18 protein-coding genes are annotated in these 17,748 nt (G+C 32.4%); 15 read left to right on the top strand and 3 right to left on the bottom strand.

The window, feature by feature from the left end; translation table 11 throughout:
• The 14 genes from A8975_RS11875 to tsaB all read left to right on the top strand — a co-directional run bounded on the left by A8975_RS11875 (nt 1) and on the right by tsaB (nt 12,302).
• Nucleotides 1-582, top strand: coding sequence for a heme-copper oxidase subunit III (locus tag A8975_RS11875; RefSeq protein WP_131508825.1), 582 nt, complete (start codon nt 1-3; stop codon nt 580-582).
• A 136-nt stretch (nt 583-718) separates the two neighbouring features.
• Nucleotides 719-1,696 (top strand): cytochrome c oxidase subunit 3, encoded by a 978-nt coding sequence (locus A8975_RS11880; RefSeq protein WP_134200712.1) that lies wholly within the window; start codon nt 719-721, stop codon nt 1,694-1,696.
• A 22-nt stretch (nt 1,697-1,718) separates the two neighbouring features.
• Entirely contained in the window at nt 1,719-2,099 is a 381-nt protein-coding gene (locus tag A8975_RS11885) for a cytochrome C oxidase subunit IV family protein (protein WP_134200714.1), read from the top strand.
• 103 nt (nt 2,100-2,202) lie between these two features.
• Nucleotides 2,203-2,919: a hypothetical protein gene (locus tag A8975_RS11890; RefSeq protein ID WP_134200716.1), complete on the top strand. Its 717-nt coding sequence runs from the start codon at nt 2,203-2,205 to the stop codon at nt 2,917-2,919.
• Complete coding sequence (locus A8975_RS11895) at nt 2,903-3,649, top strand: SCO family protein (protein ID WP_134200719.1); 747 nt, start codon at nt 2,903-2,905, stop codon at nt 3,647-3,649. Before A8975_RS11890 ends, A8975_RS11895 begins: the two co-directional genes overlap by 17 nt.
• A complete protein-coding gene (locus tag A8975_RS11900) occupies nt 3,649-4,194 on the top strand; it encodes a DUF420 domain-containing protein (RefSeq protein ID WP_134200721.1) in 546 nt (181 codons plus the stop codon). Before A8975_RS11895 ends, A8975_RS11900 begins: the two co-directional genes overlap by 1 nt.
• On the top strand, nt 4,187-4,417 hold the full coding sequence (locus tag A8975_RS11905) for a hypothetical protein (RefSeq protein WP_129760981.1): 231 nt from the start codon (nt 4,187-4,189) through the stop codon (nt 4,415-4,417). Before A8975_RS11900 ends, A8975_RS11905 begins: the two co-directional genes overlap by 8 nt.
• Before the next feature lie 136 nt (nt 4,418-4,553).
• Complete coding sequence (locus A8975_RS11910) at nt 4,554-5,255, top strand: ABC transporter ATP-binding protein (RefSeq protein WP_129760982.1); 702 nt, start codon at nt 4,554-4,556, stop codon at nt 5,253-5,255.
• A complete protein-coding gene (locus A8975_RS11915; RefSeq protein ID WP_134200723.1) occupies nt 5,248-6,498 on the top strand; it encodes an ABC transporter permease in 1,251 nt (416 codons plus the stop codon). The genes A8975_RS11910 and A8975_RS11915 overlap by 8 nt, the downstream gene beginning before the upstream one ends.
• A gap of 1 nt (nt 6,499) precedes the next feature.
• Nucleotides 6,500-7,759: an ABC transporter permease gene (locus A8975_RS11920; protein ID WP_134200725.1), complete on the top strand. Its 1,260-nt coding sequence runs from the start codon at nt 6,500-6,502 to the stop codon at nt 7,757-7,759.
• Between the two features lie 23 nt (nt 7,760-7,782).
• Nucleotides 7,783-8,946, top strand: coding sequence for an efflux RND transporter periplasmic adaptor subunit (locus A8975_RS11925; protein ID WP_134200727.1), 1,164 nt, complete (start codon nt 7,783-7,785; stop codon nt 8,944-8,946).
• Between the two features lie 49 nt (nt 8,947-8,995).
• Nucleotides 8,996-10,324, top strand: coding sequence for a TolC family protein (locus A8975_RS11930; RefSeq protein ID WP_134200729.1), 1,329 nt, complete (start codon nt 8,996-8,998; stop codon nt 10,322-10,324).
• 9 nt (nt 10,325-10,333) lie between these two features.
• Nucleotides 10,334-11,626, top strand: coding sequence for an efflux RND transporter periplasmic adaptor subunit (locus A8975_RS11935; RefSeq protein WP_129760987.1), 1,293 nt, complete (start codon nt 10,334-10,336; stop codon nt 11,624-11,626).
• A gap of 4 nt (nt 11,627-11,630) precedes the next feature.
• Nucleotides 11,631-12,302 carry a tRNA (adenosine(37)-N6)-threonylcarbamoyltransferase complex dimerization subunit type 1 TsaB gene (tsaB, locus tag A8975_RS11940; protein ID WP_129760988.1) on the top strand — a complete coding sequence of 224 codons (672 nt, stop codon included), beginning with the start codon at nt 11,631-11,633 and terminating at the stop codon, nt 12,300-12,302.
• Here tsaB and A8975_RS11945 read toward each other — a convergent pair.
• The 3 genes from A8975_RS11945 to A8975_RS11955 form a co-directional block, all read right to left on the bottom strand.
• Entirely contained in the window at nt 12,299-13,111 is an 813-nt protein-coding gene (locus A8975_RS11945) for a mechanosensitive ion channel family protein (protein ID WP_129760989.1), read from the bottom strand. The two genes, tsaB and A8975_RS11945, sit on opposite strands and share 4 nt — an antisense overlap.
• A gap of 146 nt (nt 13,112-13,257) precedes the next feature.
• Nucleotides 13,258-13,962 carry a hypothetical protein gene (locus A8975_RS11950; protein ID WP_131508836.1) on the bottom strand — a complete coding sequence of 235 codons (705 nt, stop codon included), beginning with the start codon at nt 13,960-13,962 and terminating at the stop codon, nt 13,258-13,260.
• Between the two features lie 155 nt (nt 13,963-14,117).
• Complete coding sequence (locus A8975_RS11955) at nt 14,118-15,020, bottom strand: NifU family protein (RefSeq protein WP_134200731.1); 903 nt, start codon at nt 15,018-15,020, stop codon at nt 14,118-14,120.
• A gap of 405 nt (nt 15,021-15,425) precedes the next feature.
• On the opposite strand from A8975_RS11955, the gene A8975_RS11960 reads away from it, so the two are divergent.
• On the top strand, nt 15,426-17,748 hold a 2,323-nt coding region (locus A8975_RS11960), incomplete at its 3' end, for a choice-of-anchor L domain-containing protein (protein WP_243832983.1).

The following is a 17,748-nucleotide window of genomic DNA, read 5'->3' on the forward strand; positions in this document are numbered from 1 at the left end:
ATGGATTTAACACAGGGAACGCTAGAGGAAAAAAATGAACGTGCAAAAAAAATGATGCTATGGTTTGGTATTGGCTCATTAATTATGTCTTTTGCAGGTTTAACAAGTGCTGTAGTTGTAAGTAGTAAGCGACCAGACTGGTTAAAAGATTTTCAATTACCAGAAGCATTTGTAATAAGTACAGTAATTATTATTGTAAGCAGTATTACGTTTTATCTGGCTAAAAGAAGTTTAAAAGCTAACAACAGGCAAGCAACAACACTATGGTTGTTTGTAACATTTGCATTGGGTGTTGCTTTTATATGGAGTCAATTATTAGGGTTTCAACAAATAATAGATTTAGGTTATAATTTTACAGGACCTACAAGTAATATTACCATGAGTTTTATTTATGTTATAGCATTTGCACATATAATGCATGTTGTGGCAGGTTTAATCTCAATAATGGTAGTAATTTTTAATCATTTAAGACAAAAGTATACAGCAACTAAAATGCTTGGTTTAGAGCTATCTGCAACATTTTGGCACTTTGTAGATATACTATGGCTGTTTTTGTTTTTGTTTTTATATTTATTTAGATAGACTATATTGCCTATCAAAAGGATAAAGTAACATCGCTTTTATATTTATTTAGAGTCTGTATAATTTATTACTTGATGTTTCTTTAGATGAATAAAATGATTATTTTTGTGCAACTTTTAAAAACTAAACGCTTTATATGGATACTACAGTTGTAAATACTGGTACAGAGGGCAAAACTTGGGGAGGTGGAAATCAGCCTCTTAAAGCTAGCTATGGTAAAATGATGATGTGGTTTTTTATATTATCTGATGCCTTAACGTTTTCTGGGTTTTTAGCAGCCTACGGATTTTCAAGATTTAAGTTTATTGGTTCATGGCCAATTGCCGATGAGGTTTTTACTCACATTCCATTCTTTCATGGGAATTACCCTATGATTTATGTGGCATTCATGACCTTTATTCTTATTATGTCATCAGTTACAATGGTACTTGCTGTTGATGCTGGTCACCATATGAAAAAAGCAAAAGTGACAATTTACATGTTCTTAACCATTATTGGTGGATTAATATTCGTTGGTTCGCAAGCATGGGAATGGGCAACATTTATAAAAGGTGATTATGGTGCTATCCAAACTAATGGAGGAAACATTTTACAATTTGTAGATACTGATGGTAATCGTGTTGCTGTTAGAGATATTGCAATTAGTGAACATGGAGAAAGAGTACAGCATGAACGCAAAAGCGGACTTTGGTTTGTAAGCGAAGGTACATTACCAAGCTATACTATTGATGAAGTATACAATGGTCTTGAGGCAAACCCAAATGTGTTGGTTAGAACTCAAACTTTAACAGAGGACGGAAAGAAAACAGTTTTATCTAGAGAAGAATCTTTAAAACAAATTAAAGAAAATGGTAAATTGGTTGTAGAAGGAGCAAATCTTCATGTTAATGAATATGGTTCTCCTTTATTTGCAGATTTCTTTTTCTTTATTACAGGATTTCACGGTTTCCACGTATTTTCAGGTGTAGTAATTAACATTATTATATTCTTTAATGTTATTTTAGGAACTTATGAAAGAAGAGGAAGCTACGAAATGGTTGAAAAAGTAGGTCTTTATTGGCACTTTGTAGATTTAGTTTGGGTATTTGTATTTACTTTCTTCTACTTAGTTTAATTCATTTAGAAACTTAATTAAAATGGCACACGCACATAAATTAGAAATATTTAGAGGATTATTAAAGTTTAAAAGCAATACTCAAAAAATTTGGGGTGTTTTAATCTTATTGTCTATCATTACAGCAATTGAAGTTGTATTAGGTATTTACAAGCCTGAAGCTTTAGAAGCAAAAGTAATTGGGATGAAACTCTTAAACTGGATATTTATCATCCTTACCATAGTAAAAGCATATTACATCACTTGGGACTTTATGCACATGAGAGATGAAACTAAAGGACTAAGAAGAGCTGTAATATGGACAGGAGTATTCTTAATTTGCTATTTAATATTCATCTTACTACAAGAAGGTGGATATATTGAAGGAGTATACTCTTCTGGTTTTATAAAAAGAGATTTTTAACATATAATTTATTTGTTAAATAGATTACTTAAAGGCGGTTTTTAAACCGCCTTTTTTTAATTTTGCACTAGTAGTAAAAACAAGAAAAATTCCAAAATCCCTAATGGAGAAAAAATCATACAAAAAACCTTTAATTCTTGGAGTTTTATTTTTCCTTCCAGTTTTTTTTGTTCTTATAATGTCAATTTCTAAAGAAAACTACAACACATTAGACATTGTAAAAGAAAATGTAAGAGAGCTTCCTGCAACTAATGAGTTACAAATTCAGTTAAAAGACCACCTTACTGTTTTAGCGTTCTTTGGTAAAAAGCCTATGGAAAAAGCTACAGAAGCATCTAACCTTAAAGAACTTATTTATGATAAGTTTAAAGGCTTTAAAAAATTCCAAATTGTAGTTTTAGTTACTGAAGAAGCAAAAGCTGAAGCACAACAACTATATAAAGAAATAGCACTTTATGAAGATTTGAGATTTTGGCATTTTGTGTATTTAAAAGAAGGTGAAATTAACAACTTGTTTAATAGCTTAAAAACCAATACAGTTTTAGATGCTAACTTAGCAACAAGTAACGTATTTATAGTGGATACTGATTTATCTCAAAGAGGACGATTGGATGATAGAACAGATAATGAAATTGCTAGTAATAAACCAGTTTATGGATTATCATCATACAATTGTATTGAGGTAGACCAATTAAAAAATAAAATGGGAGCCGATGATTTGCGAGTACTATTTACTGAGTATAGAGAAAAACGCAAAGGAAACTTTGACTCCTCGCAGCGAAGAGCTAACGAAATAAACAACAATGAGCAAGAAAACTAATTATTCTTACATAGGTATCGCATTTATAATTCTAGTTTTTGGTATTTATTTTATACCAAGAATTATAGATAGAATTTCAAACGATGATGTAACCAGAAATGAAAGTCGTAGTGACCAAACAAAAGAGAAAGATGCTTATACCTCTGATTTAATATTTATAAAAAATCCTGATGGTTCACCTAAAAAAGTACCAGATTTTAGTTTCACTGACCACAATGGTAATACAGTAACCAACAAAGATTACGAAGGTAAAGTGTATGTTGTAGAGTTCTTTTTTACTACTTGTCCTACAATTTGCCCAAGAATGAATAGAAACCTTGTTCAAGTTCAAAATACATTTAAAGGGTTTGATAATTTTGGTGTAGCATCATTTACTATAAATCCTGAAAATGATACACCTGAAGTTTTAAAAGCCTATGCTGATAATTACGGGATAACAAACCCTAATTGGCATTTAATGACTGGAGAACGAGATGATATTTATAAATTAGCAAATGAAGGTTTTTATATTTATGCTTCAGAAAATAAAGAGGTAGAAGGCGGTTTTGAACACTCAGGTAATTTTGCTTTAATTGATAAAAACGGATTTATTAGATCTAGAGTTATTGAAGGTAATCCTTTAATCTATTACGAAGGTATAATTTCAGAAGAAGAGCAAACTGACGAAGACGGTAAAACACAACAAATAACAATGTTAAAAGAAGACATTGCTAAACTATTAAAAGAATAATGGGAAATACTAACCTACAAGCAGAAAAAAAGTATAATAAGTTGATAGTAATTCTGTCAATTGTTATTCCAATAGCAGTTGCAGCCCTTTTTGGAATTAATCTAAGAGAGCTTGGGTTTGATGTTGAACCACTCACATTTTTGCCTCCAATTTATGCTGCTATTAATGCAGTAACTGCTGTGGTGTTACTTATAGCTTTTTGGGCTATTAAAGGCAAAAGAATAAAGCTTCACGAACGCTTAATGAAGTTTGCTATCTTTTTATCAGTACTATTTTTACTTATGTATGTTGCTTATCACATGACTAGTGATTCTACAAAGTTTGGAGGAGAAGGAGCTATTAAATATTTCTATTACTTTATTTTAATAACACACATTTTACTATCAATAATTATCATTCCTTTTGTGCTAATTACTTATGTAAGAGCAATTGCTAAAAACTTTGATAGACATAAAAAAATAGCACGAATCACATTTCCTTTGTGGTTGTATGTTGCAATTACTGGTGTTATTGTGTATGTCATGATTTCTCCATATTATGTCTAAACTTAAGCTTGCTTTTATACTGTTCTTTGCTACTGTTTTTTATCAAACAGTAAATGCACAATGTGCAATGTGTAGAGCAGTTTTAGAAAGCGAAGAAGGGCAACAAGCAGCTCAAGGTGTTAATGATGGCATTGTTTATCTTATGGCTATTCCTTATATTTTGGTAGCAGGATTAGGCTTTATTATTTACTGGAAATTCTTTAGACAGAAAAAAACTTCATAAAAAGATTTATCTGCAACTGTAACATTTTTAGATTTCAACAGTCTTATTTAATATCAATCAAAATTATTCTTAACAATTTGTTAGTATAAAACAATTTTAGTTTTGTGTAACATTGTATAGAATTAACCATCTATAAATGATACAGATAAAAGATTTACATAAATCTTATCACATGGGGAGCAATTCTCTTCACGTTTTAAAAGGCATAAATTTTGAAGTAAAAGAAGGCGAATTGGTTTCCATTATGGGATCTTCAGGATCAGGTAAATCAACCTTACTTAATATTTTAGGAATGTTGGACGAGGCAGATACAGGACAATATATTCTTGATGGCTTTCCAATTAAAAACCTAAACGAAAAAGTTGCCGCAAAATACCGTAATGAATTTTTAGGATTTATATTTCAATCGTTCAACTTAATAAACTACAAGAGCGCTTTAGACAATGTAGCATTGCCATTGTATTATCAAAATATAAAGCGAAAAGAGCGTATTGAAAAAGCTGAGCATTATCTAGAAAAGGTAGGACTAGCACAATGGTCGCATCATTTACCTAGCGAACTTTCTGGTGGTCAAAAACAACGTGTAGCAATAGCAAGAGCTCTTGCAAGTGACCCAAAAGTACTTTTAGCCGATGAGCCTACAGGAGCATTAGATACTAAAACATCATATGAAGTTATGGAGTTAATACAAGGTATTAACGACGAAGGAAAAACCATATTGGTTGTAACCCATGAGAACGATATTGCTAATATGACTAAGCGTATTGTAAATCTCAAAGATGGTGTGATTATTGATGATAGTACTGTTGAACAAGTAAGAGCATCCCAATATGTTTGATATTGAACGTTGGCAGGAAATTTTTGAGACATTAAGAAAAAACAAACTTCGTACCTTCTTAACTGGTCTTTCTGTGGCTTCTGGTATTTTTATTTTAGTCATTCTTTTAGGCTTTAGTAAGGGTATTGAAAATGGAGTGACTTCTCAATTTCAGCAAGATGCTACAAACATGATTACAGTGTGGACAGGTAGAACTACTAAAGAGTATAAAGGACTTAACCCAGGAAGATACGTCCAGCTTAAAAACGATAACTTCGATATGATCTCTCAGAAGTATGAAGATTATATTGAATATGAAACCTCATTGTACTCTATTTGGGGAGGAACCATTTCTTATAAAGGAGAGTCAGGTAATTATCGTATTCGAGGTGTAATGCCAGATCACCAATTTATTGAAAATGCTGATATTTCAGTGGGACGATTTGTAAATCAATCAGACTACAACGAAAATAAAAAAGTAGCAGTAATTGGAAACAAGTTAAAAACCGACTTATTCAAAGACGAAGACCCAATTGATAAAAACATCTCTGTTTTTGGAATGAACTTTAAGGTTATAGGTGTATTCTATGATCCAGGAGGAGAACGCGAAGAAAACCAAGCCTATATTCCTATTTCAACGGCACAAAAAGTATTCAATGCAGGAGACAATATTAGAAACATGCTGTTTACAGTTAAAATGTCTGATAATTTTGATGACGCTGTAGCGCTTTCTCAAAGCATTTCAAAAGGTATTGAAGATCAAATAAAACAAATTCACACTGTCGCTCCTGATGATACAAGTGCAGTAAGAGTGTATAATACCCTTGAGAATGCCAAACAGATTTACTCATTAATAGGTATTATAAATGCTGTGTTTTGGTTTATTGGAGTTTTTACTTTAGTTGCAGGAATTGTTGGAGTAGGTAACATCATGTTAATTATAGTAAAAGAGCGTACAAAAGAAATTGGAATTCGAAAAGCCTTAGGAGCCTTACCAATGTCTATTGTAGGAATGATTCTTCAAGAGGCTGTATTTGTAACCATGTTTGCAGGTTTATTTGGTTTGATATTTGGTTTAGCTTCTCTTGAAATATTCGGGCCTATGGTAGAGACTTTTACTGATTTTATAAAGTACCCTCAAGTGGATTTTAATACAGCACTAACTTCGGTATTTTTATTAGTATTTGCTGGAGCAATAGCAGGATTTATTCCAGCTTATCGAGCAGCAAAAATAAAACCAATCATTGCATTAAGAGACGAATAGTATGTTTAATAAAGACCGTTGGAGTGAAATCATTGAAGCTTTAAATGCTAATAAATTCAGAACGTTTTTGACCGCTTTTGGAGTGTTTTGGGGTATTTTTATTTTTGTCGTTCTATTAGCATTAACCAATGGATTAAAAAATGGGGTAATGTCTGACTTTGGTGATTTTGCAACTAATTCCATGTTTATGTGGACACAAGGAACATCTAAACCTTATAAAGGACTTCCAAAAGGACGTTATTTCAATTATAAATTAGATGATGTTGCAGCATTAAAATCTGAAATACCAAATCTAAAATATGTATCTCCAAGAAACCAATTAGGAGGGTTTCAAGGTGCAAATAACGTGATACGAGGTACTAAAACTGGAGCTTTTGAAATTTATGGTGATTACCCTGAGTATATAAAGCAACAACCTATGGATATCCTTCAAGGGCGTTTTGTAAGTTATTCTGATATCAATTCTAAGCGTAAAGTTTGTGTTATTGGTACAGATGTTATTAAAAGTCTTTATGATAAAGATGAGGAAGTATTAGGGAGTTATGTGAAAATTAATGGTGTAAACTTTATGGTGGTTGGTACTTTTAAAATGAGTAACAGCCAAGGCGACAATGAGCAAGATGCCAATACCATTTATATTCCATTTACAACGTTTGGTCAAGCATTCAATAGAGGAGATAGAGTAGGTTGGATGGCTATTACAGCTGTTGATGGAGTTCCTATTACTTCAATAAAACAGCAAGTTTTTGATTTAATGAAATCGAGACATACAGTAGCACCAGATGATGATAGAGCAATAGGACACTGGGACTTATCAGAGCAGTTTGCTCGAATGAATGGCTTGTTTATTATTTTGACTGTCGTCGGCTACTTTGTGGGTGCACTAGTGCTAATGTCAGGTATTATAGGTATTAGTAATATTATGCTTATTGTGGTCAAAGAACGCACAAAAGAAATAGGTGTACGTAGAGCATTAGGTGCTTCTCCATGGACTATAAAAGGACAAATCTTACAAGAAAGTTTAATATTAACTATCCTTTCAGGTATGGTTGGTATTTCATTTTCAGCATTTGTTATTTGGGTGTTAAATTACCTTTTGGATATGAGTGGACCTGTAGATAGTTTTGCCAACCCTAGTGTTAGTATGACAGTTGTTTTTACAGCTTTAATAATATTAGTGGTTTCAGGACTTTTAGCAGGTTTAATACCAGCAAATAGTGCCACAAAAATGAAACCTGTAGACGCTTTAAGAATAGAATAAAAAAATAAATATCAACCATAATCATGAAAAGAACCAAAACCGTAATCGCTTTAGTAGTTATTGTACTTGTATTTGCTGCAGCATTGTATTATTTGTGGCAAAAAAATAGAGAAAACCCAATAACGTATGCTACTGAACTTCCATCTGAAGAGACTATTGTGGTAAAAACCGTTGCAACAGGAAGCATTGTGCCTAAAGAAGAGGTCTTGATTAAACCTAATATTTCTGGAGTTATAGAAGAAGTTTTTATTGAAGCTGGTGAGTATGTAAAGTCAGGTGATTTAATTGCTCAAATTAGAGTAATACCAAATGTATCTTCTTTAACAAGTGCAAAAAACAGTATTGCTACAAACCAAACTGCACTTCAAACTGCACAAATAAACCTAGAGACGCAACAAGCTAATTACGACCGTCAAAAAGCGTTGTTTGAAAAAGGAGTTATTTCAGCAAATGATTTTGAAGCTGTAAAAAACACGTATCTACAAACTAAACAAAGTGTTGAGCAAGCAAGAATTAATGTGAATTCTGCTAGACAAAACTATGATATTATCAAAACAGGAACTACTAGTGGTTTGGGTAATATTGCACAAACTCAAGTTAGAGCAACAGTTTCAGGAATGGTGTTAGATGTTCCTGTAAAAGAAGGAAACCAAGTTATTGAAGCTAATAACTTTAACGAAGGAACTTCAATTGCATCATTGGCTGATGTTAAAAAAATGATTTTTGAAGGAAAAGTAGACGAAAGTGAAGTAGGGAAAATTAAAGAAGGGTTACCACTTGAAATTACTGTTGGAGCTATCGAAAACAAAAAATTTGATGCTGTTTTAGATTATATTGCTCCAAAAGGAGTTGAAGAAAATGGCGCTATTCAATTTGAAATAAAAGGCTCTTTAAAAACTGTCGATTCTACTTTTATTAGAGCAGGTTTAAGTGCGAATGCATCTATTATTTTAGAAAAAGCTGAAAAAGTTTTAGCGGTTAAAGAAGCTTTGGTGCAATACGATTCTGAAACTAAACAACCATTCGTTGAGATTGAAACTGGTGACCAACAGTTTGAGCGCAAAGATGTAGAGCTAGGAATTAGCGATGGTATTCACGTTGAAATTAAAAAAGGAGTTACAAAAGATGATAAAATCAAGGTTTGGAACCAAATTCAAGGCGTTCCAAGCTATGCTCAAAATAATTAATTCAATTTTTTGTAACACTTTAACATATCTATAGACATATATTTTAATTATGAAAAAAGCAATTTTTGTATTTACGGTATTATTGACGTTTTCATTCCAAGCGCAAACCAAAAAGTGGACGCTTGAAGAATGTGTAGATCACGCATTACAAAACAACATTACTGTAAAACAAAGTGAACTAGACTTAGAACAATCAGAAATCAATAAAAAAGATGCAATAGGTAACTTTTTGCCAACTTTAAATGCTTCTGTTTCACACTCGTGGAGTATTGGTTTAGGGCAAGATCCTGTTACTTTTGATGCTGTTAACTCAACTACTAAAAACCTTTCAGGAGGTATAAGCTCTAGTTTAAACATTTATGATGGATTACGTAACATTAATCAATTACATCGCTCTAACTTAGAAATTTTAGCCTCTAGATATCAATTAGATAAAATTAAAGATGATATCTCGCTACTTGTGGCTAATTCGTTTTTACAAATCTTATTTAATAAAGAGCAGTTAAAAGTATTACAAGCACAACAAGTTGTATCGCAACAAGAATTAGAAAGAACTAATGAGCTTGTCGATGCAGGAGTGTTACCAAGAGGCGATTTGTTAGAAATACAAGCAACAATTGCTACTCAAGAACAACAAATTGTAAATGCCGAAAACACAGTTTTATTGTCTAGAATTCAGTTAGCACAATTATTATTAATACAAGAGTATGAAACTTTTGATATTGTAGATATAGATTATCAAGTACCTACAACTATGATATTAGAACAGTCACCTGATGCTATAGTAAGTAAGGCAAAAGAAACTAGATACGATATTAAAATTGCTGAGACAAACCAAGAAATAGCAAACGATAATTTAAAAATAGCTAAAGGTGCTTTACAACCAACGTTAAGAGGATCGTATAATTTTGGTTCAAATTATTTTACATCACAGCTATTTGATACTCCTGATTTTGAAACTCAGTTAACAGATAACAAAAGCCACAATTTTAGTTTAAGTTTAAGTATTCCTATTTTTAATGGATTTGCTGCAAGCAACAATGTTAAAAGAAATAAAGTAAATTTGGAGCGCGCAAAAGTTCAATTAGAGCAAGCCAATTTAGATATGGAAACAGCAGTTTACCAAGCCTATAACGACACTAAAGGTGCGTTAAAAGCCTATGAAGCTGCGCAAAAAACACTTGAAGCAAGAGAAGAAGCTTTTAATTATTCTAGAGAGCGTTATAATGTTGGATTGTTAAATGCCTTTGATTATAATCAATCTCAAAACAGATTTGAAGCAGCGCAAAGTGATGTGATTAGAACAAAATACGACTATATATTCAAATTAAAAGTATTAGAATTCTACTTTGGAATTCCTATTACAGACATAAACTAATAATTTACCATGAGTAAGACAGCCAAAATTTTAGTACTATCAGCTATTGCATTAATAATCCTTTTAATTATTGGGTCAAAAGCAGGTTTATTTGGCAAAAAAGGAAACTTTAAAGAAGTAGAAACTAAAAAAGTAGCCTTAGTTGATATTATTGAAACTGTTTCAGCTACAGGTAAAATTCAACCAGAAGTAGAAGTAAAAATATCTTCTGAAGTATCTGGTGAAATTTTAGAACTACCATTTAAAGAAGGACAAGAGGTAAATAAAGGAGATTTATTAGTAAGAATAAATCCAGATTTAATTCAATCTGCAGTAAACAGGTCTCAAGCCTCTTACCAAAATGTAAGAGCAGGTTTAGAGCAAGCTGAAGCAAATTTAAAACAAGCAAAAGCTGATTATGACCGAAACAAAGTGCTTTTTGAAAAAGGCGTAATCTCTAAAGCAGATTGGGACAAAGCTATTGCAACTTACGAAACTGCTCAAGCAAATAAGAGTTCAGCTTATTACAGTGTGCAAAGTGCTGCAGCTACAGTAAATGAAGCAAAAGACAACCTTACCAGAACTACTATTTATGCACCAATGAGAGGAACTATTTCTATGCTTAATGTGGAATTAGGCGAAAGAGTAGTAGGTACTCAACAAATGGCTGGTACCGAAATTATGCGTGTTGCTAACTTAAGCAATATGGAAGTTGAAGTAGATGTAAACGAAAATGATATTGTTAAGGTTCAAATTGGTGACTCTACTATTGTTGAGGTTGATGCTTATTTGAAAAAGGAATTTAAAGGTGTGGTTACTGAAATAGCAAACTCAGCAGCAGGAACATTAACAGCAGATCAGGTTACAAACTTTAGAGTAAAGGTTAGAATTCTTGAAGAATCTTATAAAGATTTAATTGAAGGAAAGCCAGAGCATTACTCGCCTTTTAGACCAGGTATGACTGCTACTGTAGATATTATTACAAACAAAAGAGAAAAAACAGTTGCTGTACCAATTAGTGCAATAGTTGTTAAGACAGATACTAGTTCTACTAAAAAGTCTTACGAAAAAACGATTAATAAAGTTGAAGGTGAAACTGAAGAAAAGTTTGAGTGTGTTTTTGTAACTAATAACGGAGAAGCTAAATTGCGAGTTGTAAAAACAGGAATACAAGACAATTCAAATATTGAAATTATTTCAGGTCTTAAAGAAGATGATGAAATCATTACTGGACCATACAACGTAGTTTCAAAAACGCTTAATTCTGGAGATAAAATAGAAGTTAAGCAAGACACAAAAGATACAGATAACTCACAAGACTAAATATTTGGCAGTTATACTAAACATAGAAACCACAACAACAAACTGTTCAGTCTCTCTTTCAAAACAAGGAGAGACTTTGGTTTTAAAGGAACTTAATGACAAGAATTATTCACATGCTGAGTCTTTGCATGTGTTTATTGACGATGTCCTTAATAGCGCAAGCGTTAGTTTGTCTCAAATTGACGCAGTTGCAGTAAGTAAAGGTCCAGGATCTTACACAGGTTTAAGAATAGGTGTTTCAGCAGCAAAAGGACTTTGTTTTTCTTTGGAGAAACCGTTAATCTCTGTATCAACATTAAAAGCTTTAGCGCATCAAGTAAAAGCTACTAATGGTGTTATTGTGCCTATGTTAGATGCTAGACGAATGGAAGTCTATTCAGCTGTGTTTGACAGTTCATATAACGAAATAAGAGCTATTGAAGCGCAAATACTAGATGAAAACTCTTTTAAAGACTATCTCGCAAAAGGTAAAGTCTATTTTGTTGGTAATGGCGTTGAAAAAGCGCAAACTATAATACAGCATGAAAATGCAGTTTTTATTGAAGATAGATTACCTTCAGCAAACGAAATGAGTATGTTGGCTTATGATAAGTACAAAAAAAACGACATCGAAGATGTCGCTTATTTTGAACCTTATTATTTAAAAGATTTTATTGCGTTAAAGCCTAAAGCTTAACTTTCTTTATGTATTTCAACTTGGTGTGGGTAAGGTATTTCAATACCAGCAGCATCAAGAGCTTCTTTTACTTGTTCGGTCACATCAAAGTAAACATCCCAATAGTGTTCAGTTTTACACCATGGTCTTGTAGCAAAGTTTATTGAGCTATCTGCTAACTCTAAAACAGTTACAGCAGGAGCAGGATCTTTAAGTACTTTTGGATGTGAGGTAAGCACATTCATTAATACTTCTTTAGTTTGTTTTATATCAGAGTCATAACCTACACCAAAAACTAAATCTACACGTCTAGTTCCTTCAGTAGAATAGTTAACAATGTTTCCGTTAGACAAAGCTCCATTAGGAATTATAATTTCTTTATTAGACAAGCCAGTTAATTTAGTGGTAAATATTTCAATTTGTTTTACTACACCTATTTCACCTTGAGCTTCAATTAAATCACCGATTTTTATAGGTTTAAAAATCATGATTAAAACACCACCTGCAAAATTACCTAACGATCCTTGAAGTGCCATACCTACTGCTAAACCTGCCGCTGCTAATACTGCTGCAAATGATGTGGTTGGTACTCCTAAAACGCCTAAAAGTGTAATGACTAATAAAATTTTTAATCCCCAACTTAATAGGTTTAATAAGAACTTTTGAAGACTTTCATCATAGTTGCTTTTGGTCATTAATTTTCTGGTTGTGTTCATGATTTTTTTAATAATCCACGAACCTACAATCCAAAAGACAATTGCTCCAATTACCTTTAGTCCATATTCTGTTGCAAATTCAACAGCTGTGTTTGTCCATTTTTCAATATCCATATTGTGTGTTTTTAAATTTCTATTAAATTAATTATAATGATTTTGAAGTGAAAATCAAATTCTTTTATTAACGATTATTTAATTTGAAGGTATAAAAAAAAGCACTTATTGTAAGTGCTTTTATAAATTTTATATTCATGAGAAAATTATAAAGTACTCATGTAGTTAACCAGTTTAATTAAATCTTCTTCTCTTGAGGTTTTAATCTTGTTAGTTTTAATATAGCTTAAAATATCTTTTGAATGCTCAGGAATTAATTTAGCGATGTCTTTTTTTCTTTTAGGCATTAATACAGCACCTTGTTCTTCAGAAATTTTAATGTAGTAATCATCACTTACTCTTTTAAATTGAGCAGGTCTTGCAGTATGGTAGCTAGTTAATGCTACTTTTTCTTCAATAAAGATTACTCTTTCTTTCTTAAGAAGTTTGATGTTAGATTCTGGGATTAAATCAACAAAATACCCTAAATTAGGTAATTCGTTATCGTCAACATAGTCGAATAATCTGTAAGTTTTACTGTTAGAAACTAACTTTATAATAATATCTTTTCTATATTTATTTAAAGCAAAAGCTTGATTGTTATCTCCTTTTACTTCAATTTCATCCTTAATTGCATTATACCTTACGTAAAAAATATTGTCATCAGAGGCAGATATTCTTGCTGGTAGAAAATCACTTGTTATGTATGGTGTGCCTTCAACATCGTCGTTTAGGACAACAGGTGTTGTTGTGATAAGACCACTACTACCATTAGCAGAAGGTGATAATGAGCGACTAAGCACTTCTTGTGCAATACTTAGATTTGAGGTTAAAATTAGTGCAAGGGCAACAATTACTTGGTTTTTCTTCATGATTTGTGATTTTGTCGTAAAAAAAAGAAAATATGTTTAATAATAAAAGCTGAAAATGTTAAGATTGAGATAAATTAACTCTTTTTTAAGATAAATCTAATTTTTGAAAATTATGAAGTTTTATAAATTCAAAACAATACTTTTTAGGAGTAAGTTTAACCATTTATAGCTTCAACTGTAGAGACTTTACCGTTCAACATTTCTTTTAGCATGTTTTCAATGCCATTCTTTAAAGTAAATGTTGATGAAGGGCATCCACTGCAAGCACCTTGTAGGATTACCTTTACGGTTTTTGTGTCTTTATTATAGGAGTCAAAATGTATGTTTCCGCCATCACTAGCAACAGCAGGTTTAACATACTCTTCAAGTATATTGATGATTTCTTTTGAAGTGTCATCAAGCAATTCAAAAGCTTCATCTAATTGCTCTGTAGTTTTTTGTAGTGTTGCTTGTGCATTAGCATTCATTACTTCTTTACCATCTTCAATGTACTTTCTAATAAACTCACGTAACTCCATAGTGATGTCATTCCATTCTGCCATGTCATACTTAGTAATTGAAACATAGTTTTCGTCAAAAAAAACATTTTTCACAAAAGGAAAATGAAATAACTCTAAAGCTAATGGCGATAATTTAGCATCGTCTATTGAAGAGAATTCGTAGTTTGTTGTAACCAATTTTTTATTAGCAACAAACTTCATTGCTGATGGGTTAGGTGTGCTTTCAGCATATACAGTTACAGGAACTTTTTTAGGAATAGCAGTTTCTTCTATTAACACTCCGTCGCTATTTAAATAGTTTTCAATTTGTTCAGCAACCTCGTTTTGTACATCTTCCCATTCAACAATATTATATTTTTCAACCGCTATAAAATTACCAGAGATGTAAACTTTCTTTACAAAAGGTAAATAAAATAACTGTTGAGCCAAAGGCGATGGTTTAGCATCATCAATGTTATTAAACTCATAACTTTTATGTTGAGTCAAAAAAGTATTTGCTTCAAACTTAACAATAGAGGGATTGTTGGTTGTTGTAATTTTTATTGAAATATTTTTCACTGTAAATCTATTTTAGCTACAAAGATACAAAAGCAGTATTGAAGAGAGGTTTTCTAAATTTCTTTTTAAGTCATTTTTAACTCAAAAAGTAATCATAATCAGAAAATCAATTTTTTAATACTTATAACTGTTAAAACTGGTATTTTTATTACAATTTAAAAGATGTAATTAGTTAAAATTTATTAAATTTCCGCTTTTATTGTAATACCTACTTGAATGTTGTTAACATTAATTTTGTTTTTAACAACGCTGTTTAAGAATAAGGTGTTAACATAACTGGTTGAGGAACATGTTGGTATATCAAAGACCTGTTTTTGTAAGGTAGTATTTTGATGTATAAAACTGTTATATTTTAAAAGTTAAATACTTTATAAAATAATATCAATTAGTAAAAAGTAGGTAATTATGAAGCAAGTTTACTTATTAGTAGTTTTTTTAATATCTCTAAATGTTTTTTCACAAGATGTTCTCATGCAAGATGGGACATTTAATAGGTGTCAACCTGATATGTTCTACGATTCAGGTGGAGCAGCTGGATCTTACTCAAGTAATGAGAGCTATGTTACAACAATCTGTCCAGAAAACACTACGGATTTCACCATAGTGAACTTTACTGAATTTAGTACACAATTAAATACTGATATTTTAACAATCTATGATGGACCTGATACTTCATCGCCTGTTATAGGTTCATACTCTGGAGTTGTTAATCCAGGGTTTGTAGAAGCATCAGATACTAATACGAGTGGTTGTTTAACTTTCGAGTTTGTTTCTAATGCAACAGGAACTACTACTGGTTGGGTTGCTGAAATATTTTGTGCTGAACCTTGTCAAACTATAACTCCTTCTATAGATAGTACAACTCCTGAAGCAAGTGCTGGAGTCGTGAGTATTCTTCCAGGAGAGACTGTAGATTTTGAAGGAAGTGCAGGTTTTTCTGTAGATGGAACAGGAGCAACCTACACATGGAATTTTGGCGATGGAAATACTGCTATTGGTCAATCTGCTTCTAATACCTTTACTACAGCAGGAACATATACAGTTACACTTATAGTAACTGATACTAACCCACAAGGCTGTACAGAAACAACAACCATAACAGTTTTTGTACTTGGACCAAATGTAGTTGTCGACCAAACAACATATACAGTTGAAGAATTGGTTTTAGACGTGTTAATTGATAGTCCTTGCGCTGAGGTTTCAAATATAACCTACTCAACAGGAACTAATTTTTCGCAAGATAATGGTATAGGTTACTTCTATGGAGATGGAATTAGTTTTCCTTTTCAAGATGGTTTATTAATGACATCTGGTGACGCGAGTAAAGCAAGAGGTCCTAATAATAATGCAATGAGCGACGGTTCTTCGGCATGGCCTGGTGACCCAGATTTAAATGCGGCAGTTGGAGTAGCTACAACTAATAATGCTTCAATAATAGAATTTGACTTTGTGCCTTTAGCAGATAGTATAAGCTTTAACTTTTTAATGGCTTCAGAAGAATATAATGGAAGTACAGGAGGAACCTTTGAGTGTACTTATTCTGATGCATTTGCATTCTTACTAACCGATTCTGGAGGAACAACAACTAATTTGGCTGTTTTACCTGGAACAACAACACCTATTCTTGTTACAAATATTCACCCAGCAAATCCAGGATGTGGCGCTATTAACGAGCAATACTTTGGTGGCTACACAGGAAATAACCAACCACCAATTTCTTTTGATGGAAGAACAGAAGTATTTACAGCACAATCTCCAGTAACACCAGGAGAAACTTATCATATAAAATTAGTAATAGCTGATGCTTCCGATTCTGCTCTAGATTCTGGAGTGTTTTTAGAAGCGGGTAGTTTTAATTTAGGAGGTGATTTAGGAGATGATATCACAGTACAAGCTGCTAATACTACTTGTGAAGGAGGTGTAATAACATTAGATACTGCAGCACCAGCAGCTACGCATACTTGGTATTTAAATGGTGATGTAATTCCAGGCGAAACATCTTCAACGCTAGATGTAACTGAAAATGGAGAATATACTGTTGAAATTGTATTCTCTGCATCATGTCAAGCCACAGACTCTATTATAATTGAGTTTTATCCTTCTCCTGTTGTTGAAGACGTTCAAAATTTAAGTATTTGTACTCCTAATTCAACAGCAAATTTTGATTTAACTCAAAATACACCAGTAGTTATAGGTAGTCAAGATGATACTGTGTTTGATGTAGTATATTTTGAAACTTTAACAGATGCTGAAAATAATACAAACCCAATAGCAGATCCAACTAACTATACTAGTGCTGATGGACAAATAGTTTATGTAAGAATTCAAGATATATACAGTGAAGCTTGTTATGCTACATCTCAGTTTACACTTTTTGTAGGAAGCCCTTCTTTTAATAGTGTTCCAGACCTAGAAGTCTGCGATGACGACAGTAATGATGGATTTGAGGATTTTGATTTAACGGTTCAAGATTTAGGTATTTTAGGCGCACAACCTTCTACAGATTTTGTAGTGACGTATTACACTAGTTTTGCTGATGCCGATTCAGGGGCTAATGCACTAGTGAGTCCTTACACCAATACCGTTAACCCACAACCAATCTATGTACGCGTAGAGAGTGCAGGCGATTCCAGTTGCTACATAGCCTCACCACTTCCGGTGTTCAATTTAGTAGTTAACTATAGAGCCATAGCAACAGAGCCATCAGATATGGTAGTTTGCGATGACG

It is taken from the genome of Meridianimaribacter flavus (genome assembly GCF_004366715.1).
GTDB classification, from domain to species: domain Bacteria; phylum Bacteroidota; class Bacteroidia; order Flavobacteriales; family Flavobacteriaceae; genus Gaetbulibacter_B; species Gaetbulibacter_B jejuensis.

What these genes read in the sequence shown, in the direction of transcription:
- A8975_RS11910 (WP_129760982.1), top strand. Translation starts at nt 4,554, where the DNA reads ATGATACAGATAAAAGATTTACATAAATCTTATCACATGGGGAGCAAT.
- A8975_RS11905 (WP_129760981.1), top strand. Translation starts at nt 4,187, where the DNA reads ATGTCTAAACTTAAGCTTGCTTTTATACTGTTCTTTGCTACTGTTTTT.
- A8975_RS11895 (WP_134200719.1), top strand. Translation starts at nt 2,903, where the DNA reads ATGAGCAAGAAAACTAATTATTCTTACATAGGTATCGCATTTATAATT.
- A8975_RS11900 (WP_134200721.1), top strand. Translation starts at nt 3,649, where the DNA reads ATGGGAAATACTAACCTACAAGCAGAAAAAAAGTATAATAAGTTGATA.
- A8975_RS11880 (WP_134200712.1), top strand. Translation starts at nt 719, where the DNA reads ATGGATACTACAGTTGTAAATACTGGTACAGAGGGCAAAACTTGGGGA.
- A8975_RS11950 (WP_131508836.1), bottom strand. Translation starts at nt 13,962, where the DNA reads ATGAAGAAAAACCAAGTAATTGTTGCCCTTGCACTAATTTTAACCTCA.
- A8975_RS11925 (WP_134200727.1), top strand. Translation starts at nt 7,783, where the DNA reads ATGAAAAGAACCAAAACCGTAATCGCTTTAGTAGTTATTGTACTTGTA.
- A8975_RS11945 (WP_129760989.1), bottom strand. Translation starts at nt 13,111, where the DNA reads ATGGATATTGAAAAATGGACAAACACAGCTGTTGAATTTGCAACAGAA.
- A8975_RS11885 (WP_134200714.1), top strand. Translation starts at nt 1,719, where the DNA reads ATGGCACACGCACATAAATTAGAAATATTTAGAGGATTATTAAAGTTT.
- A8975_RS11930 (WP_134200729.1), top strand. Translation starts at nt 8,996, where the DNA reads ATGAAAAAAGCAATTTTTGTATTTACGGTATTATTGACGTTTTCATTC.
- A8975_RS11915 (WP_134200723.1), top strand. Translation starts at nt 5,248, where the DNA reads ATGTTTGATATTGAACGTTGGCAGGAAATTTTTGAGACATTAAGAAAA.
- A8975_RS11935 (WP_129760987.1), top strand. Translation starts at nt 10,334, where the DNA reads ATGAGTAAGACAGCCAAAATTTTAGTACTATCAGCTATTGCATTAATA.
- A8975_RS11890 (WP_134200716.1), top strand. Translation starts at nt 2,203, where the DNA reads ATGGAGAAAAAATCATACAAAAAACCTTTAATTCTTGGAGTTTTATTT.
- A8975_RS11875 (WP_131508825.1), top strand. Translation starts at nt 1, where the DNA reads ATGGATTTAACACAGGGAACGCTAGAGGAAAAAAATGAACGTGCAAAA.
- A8975_RS11920 (WP_134200725.1), top strand. Translation starts at nt 6,500, where the DNA reads ATGTTTAATAAAGACCGTTGGAGTGAAATCATTGAAGCTTTAAATGCT.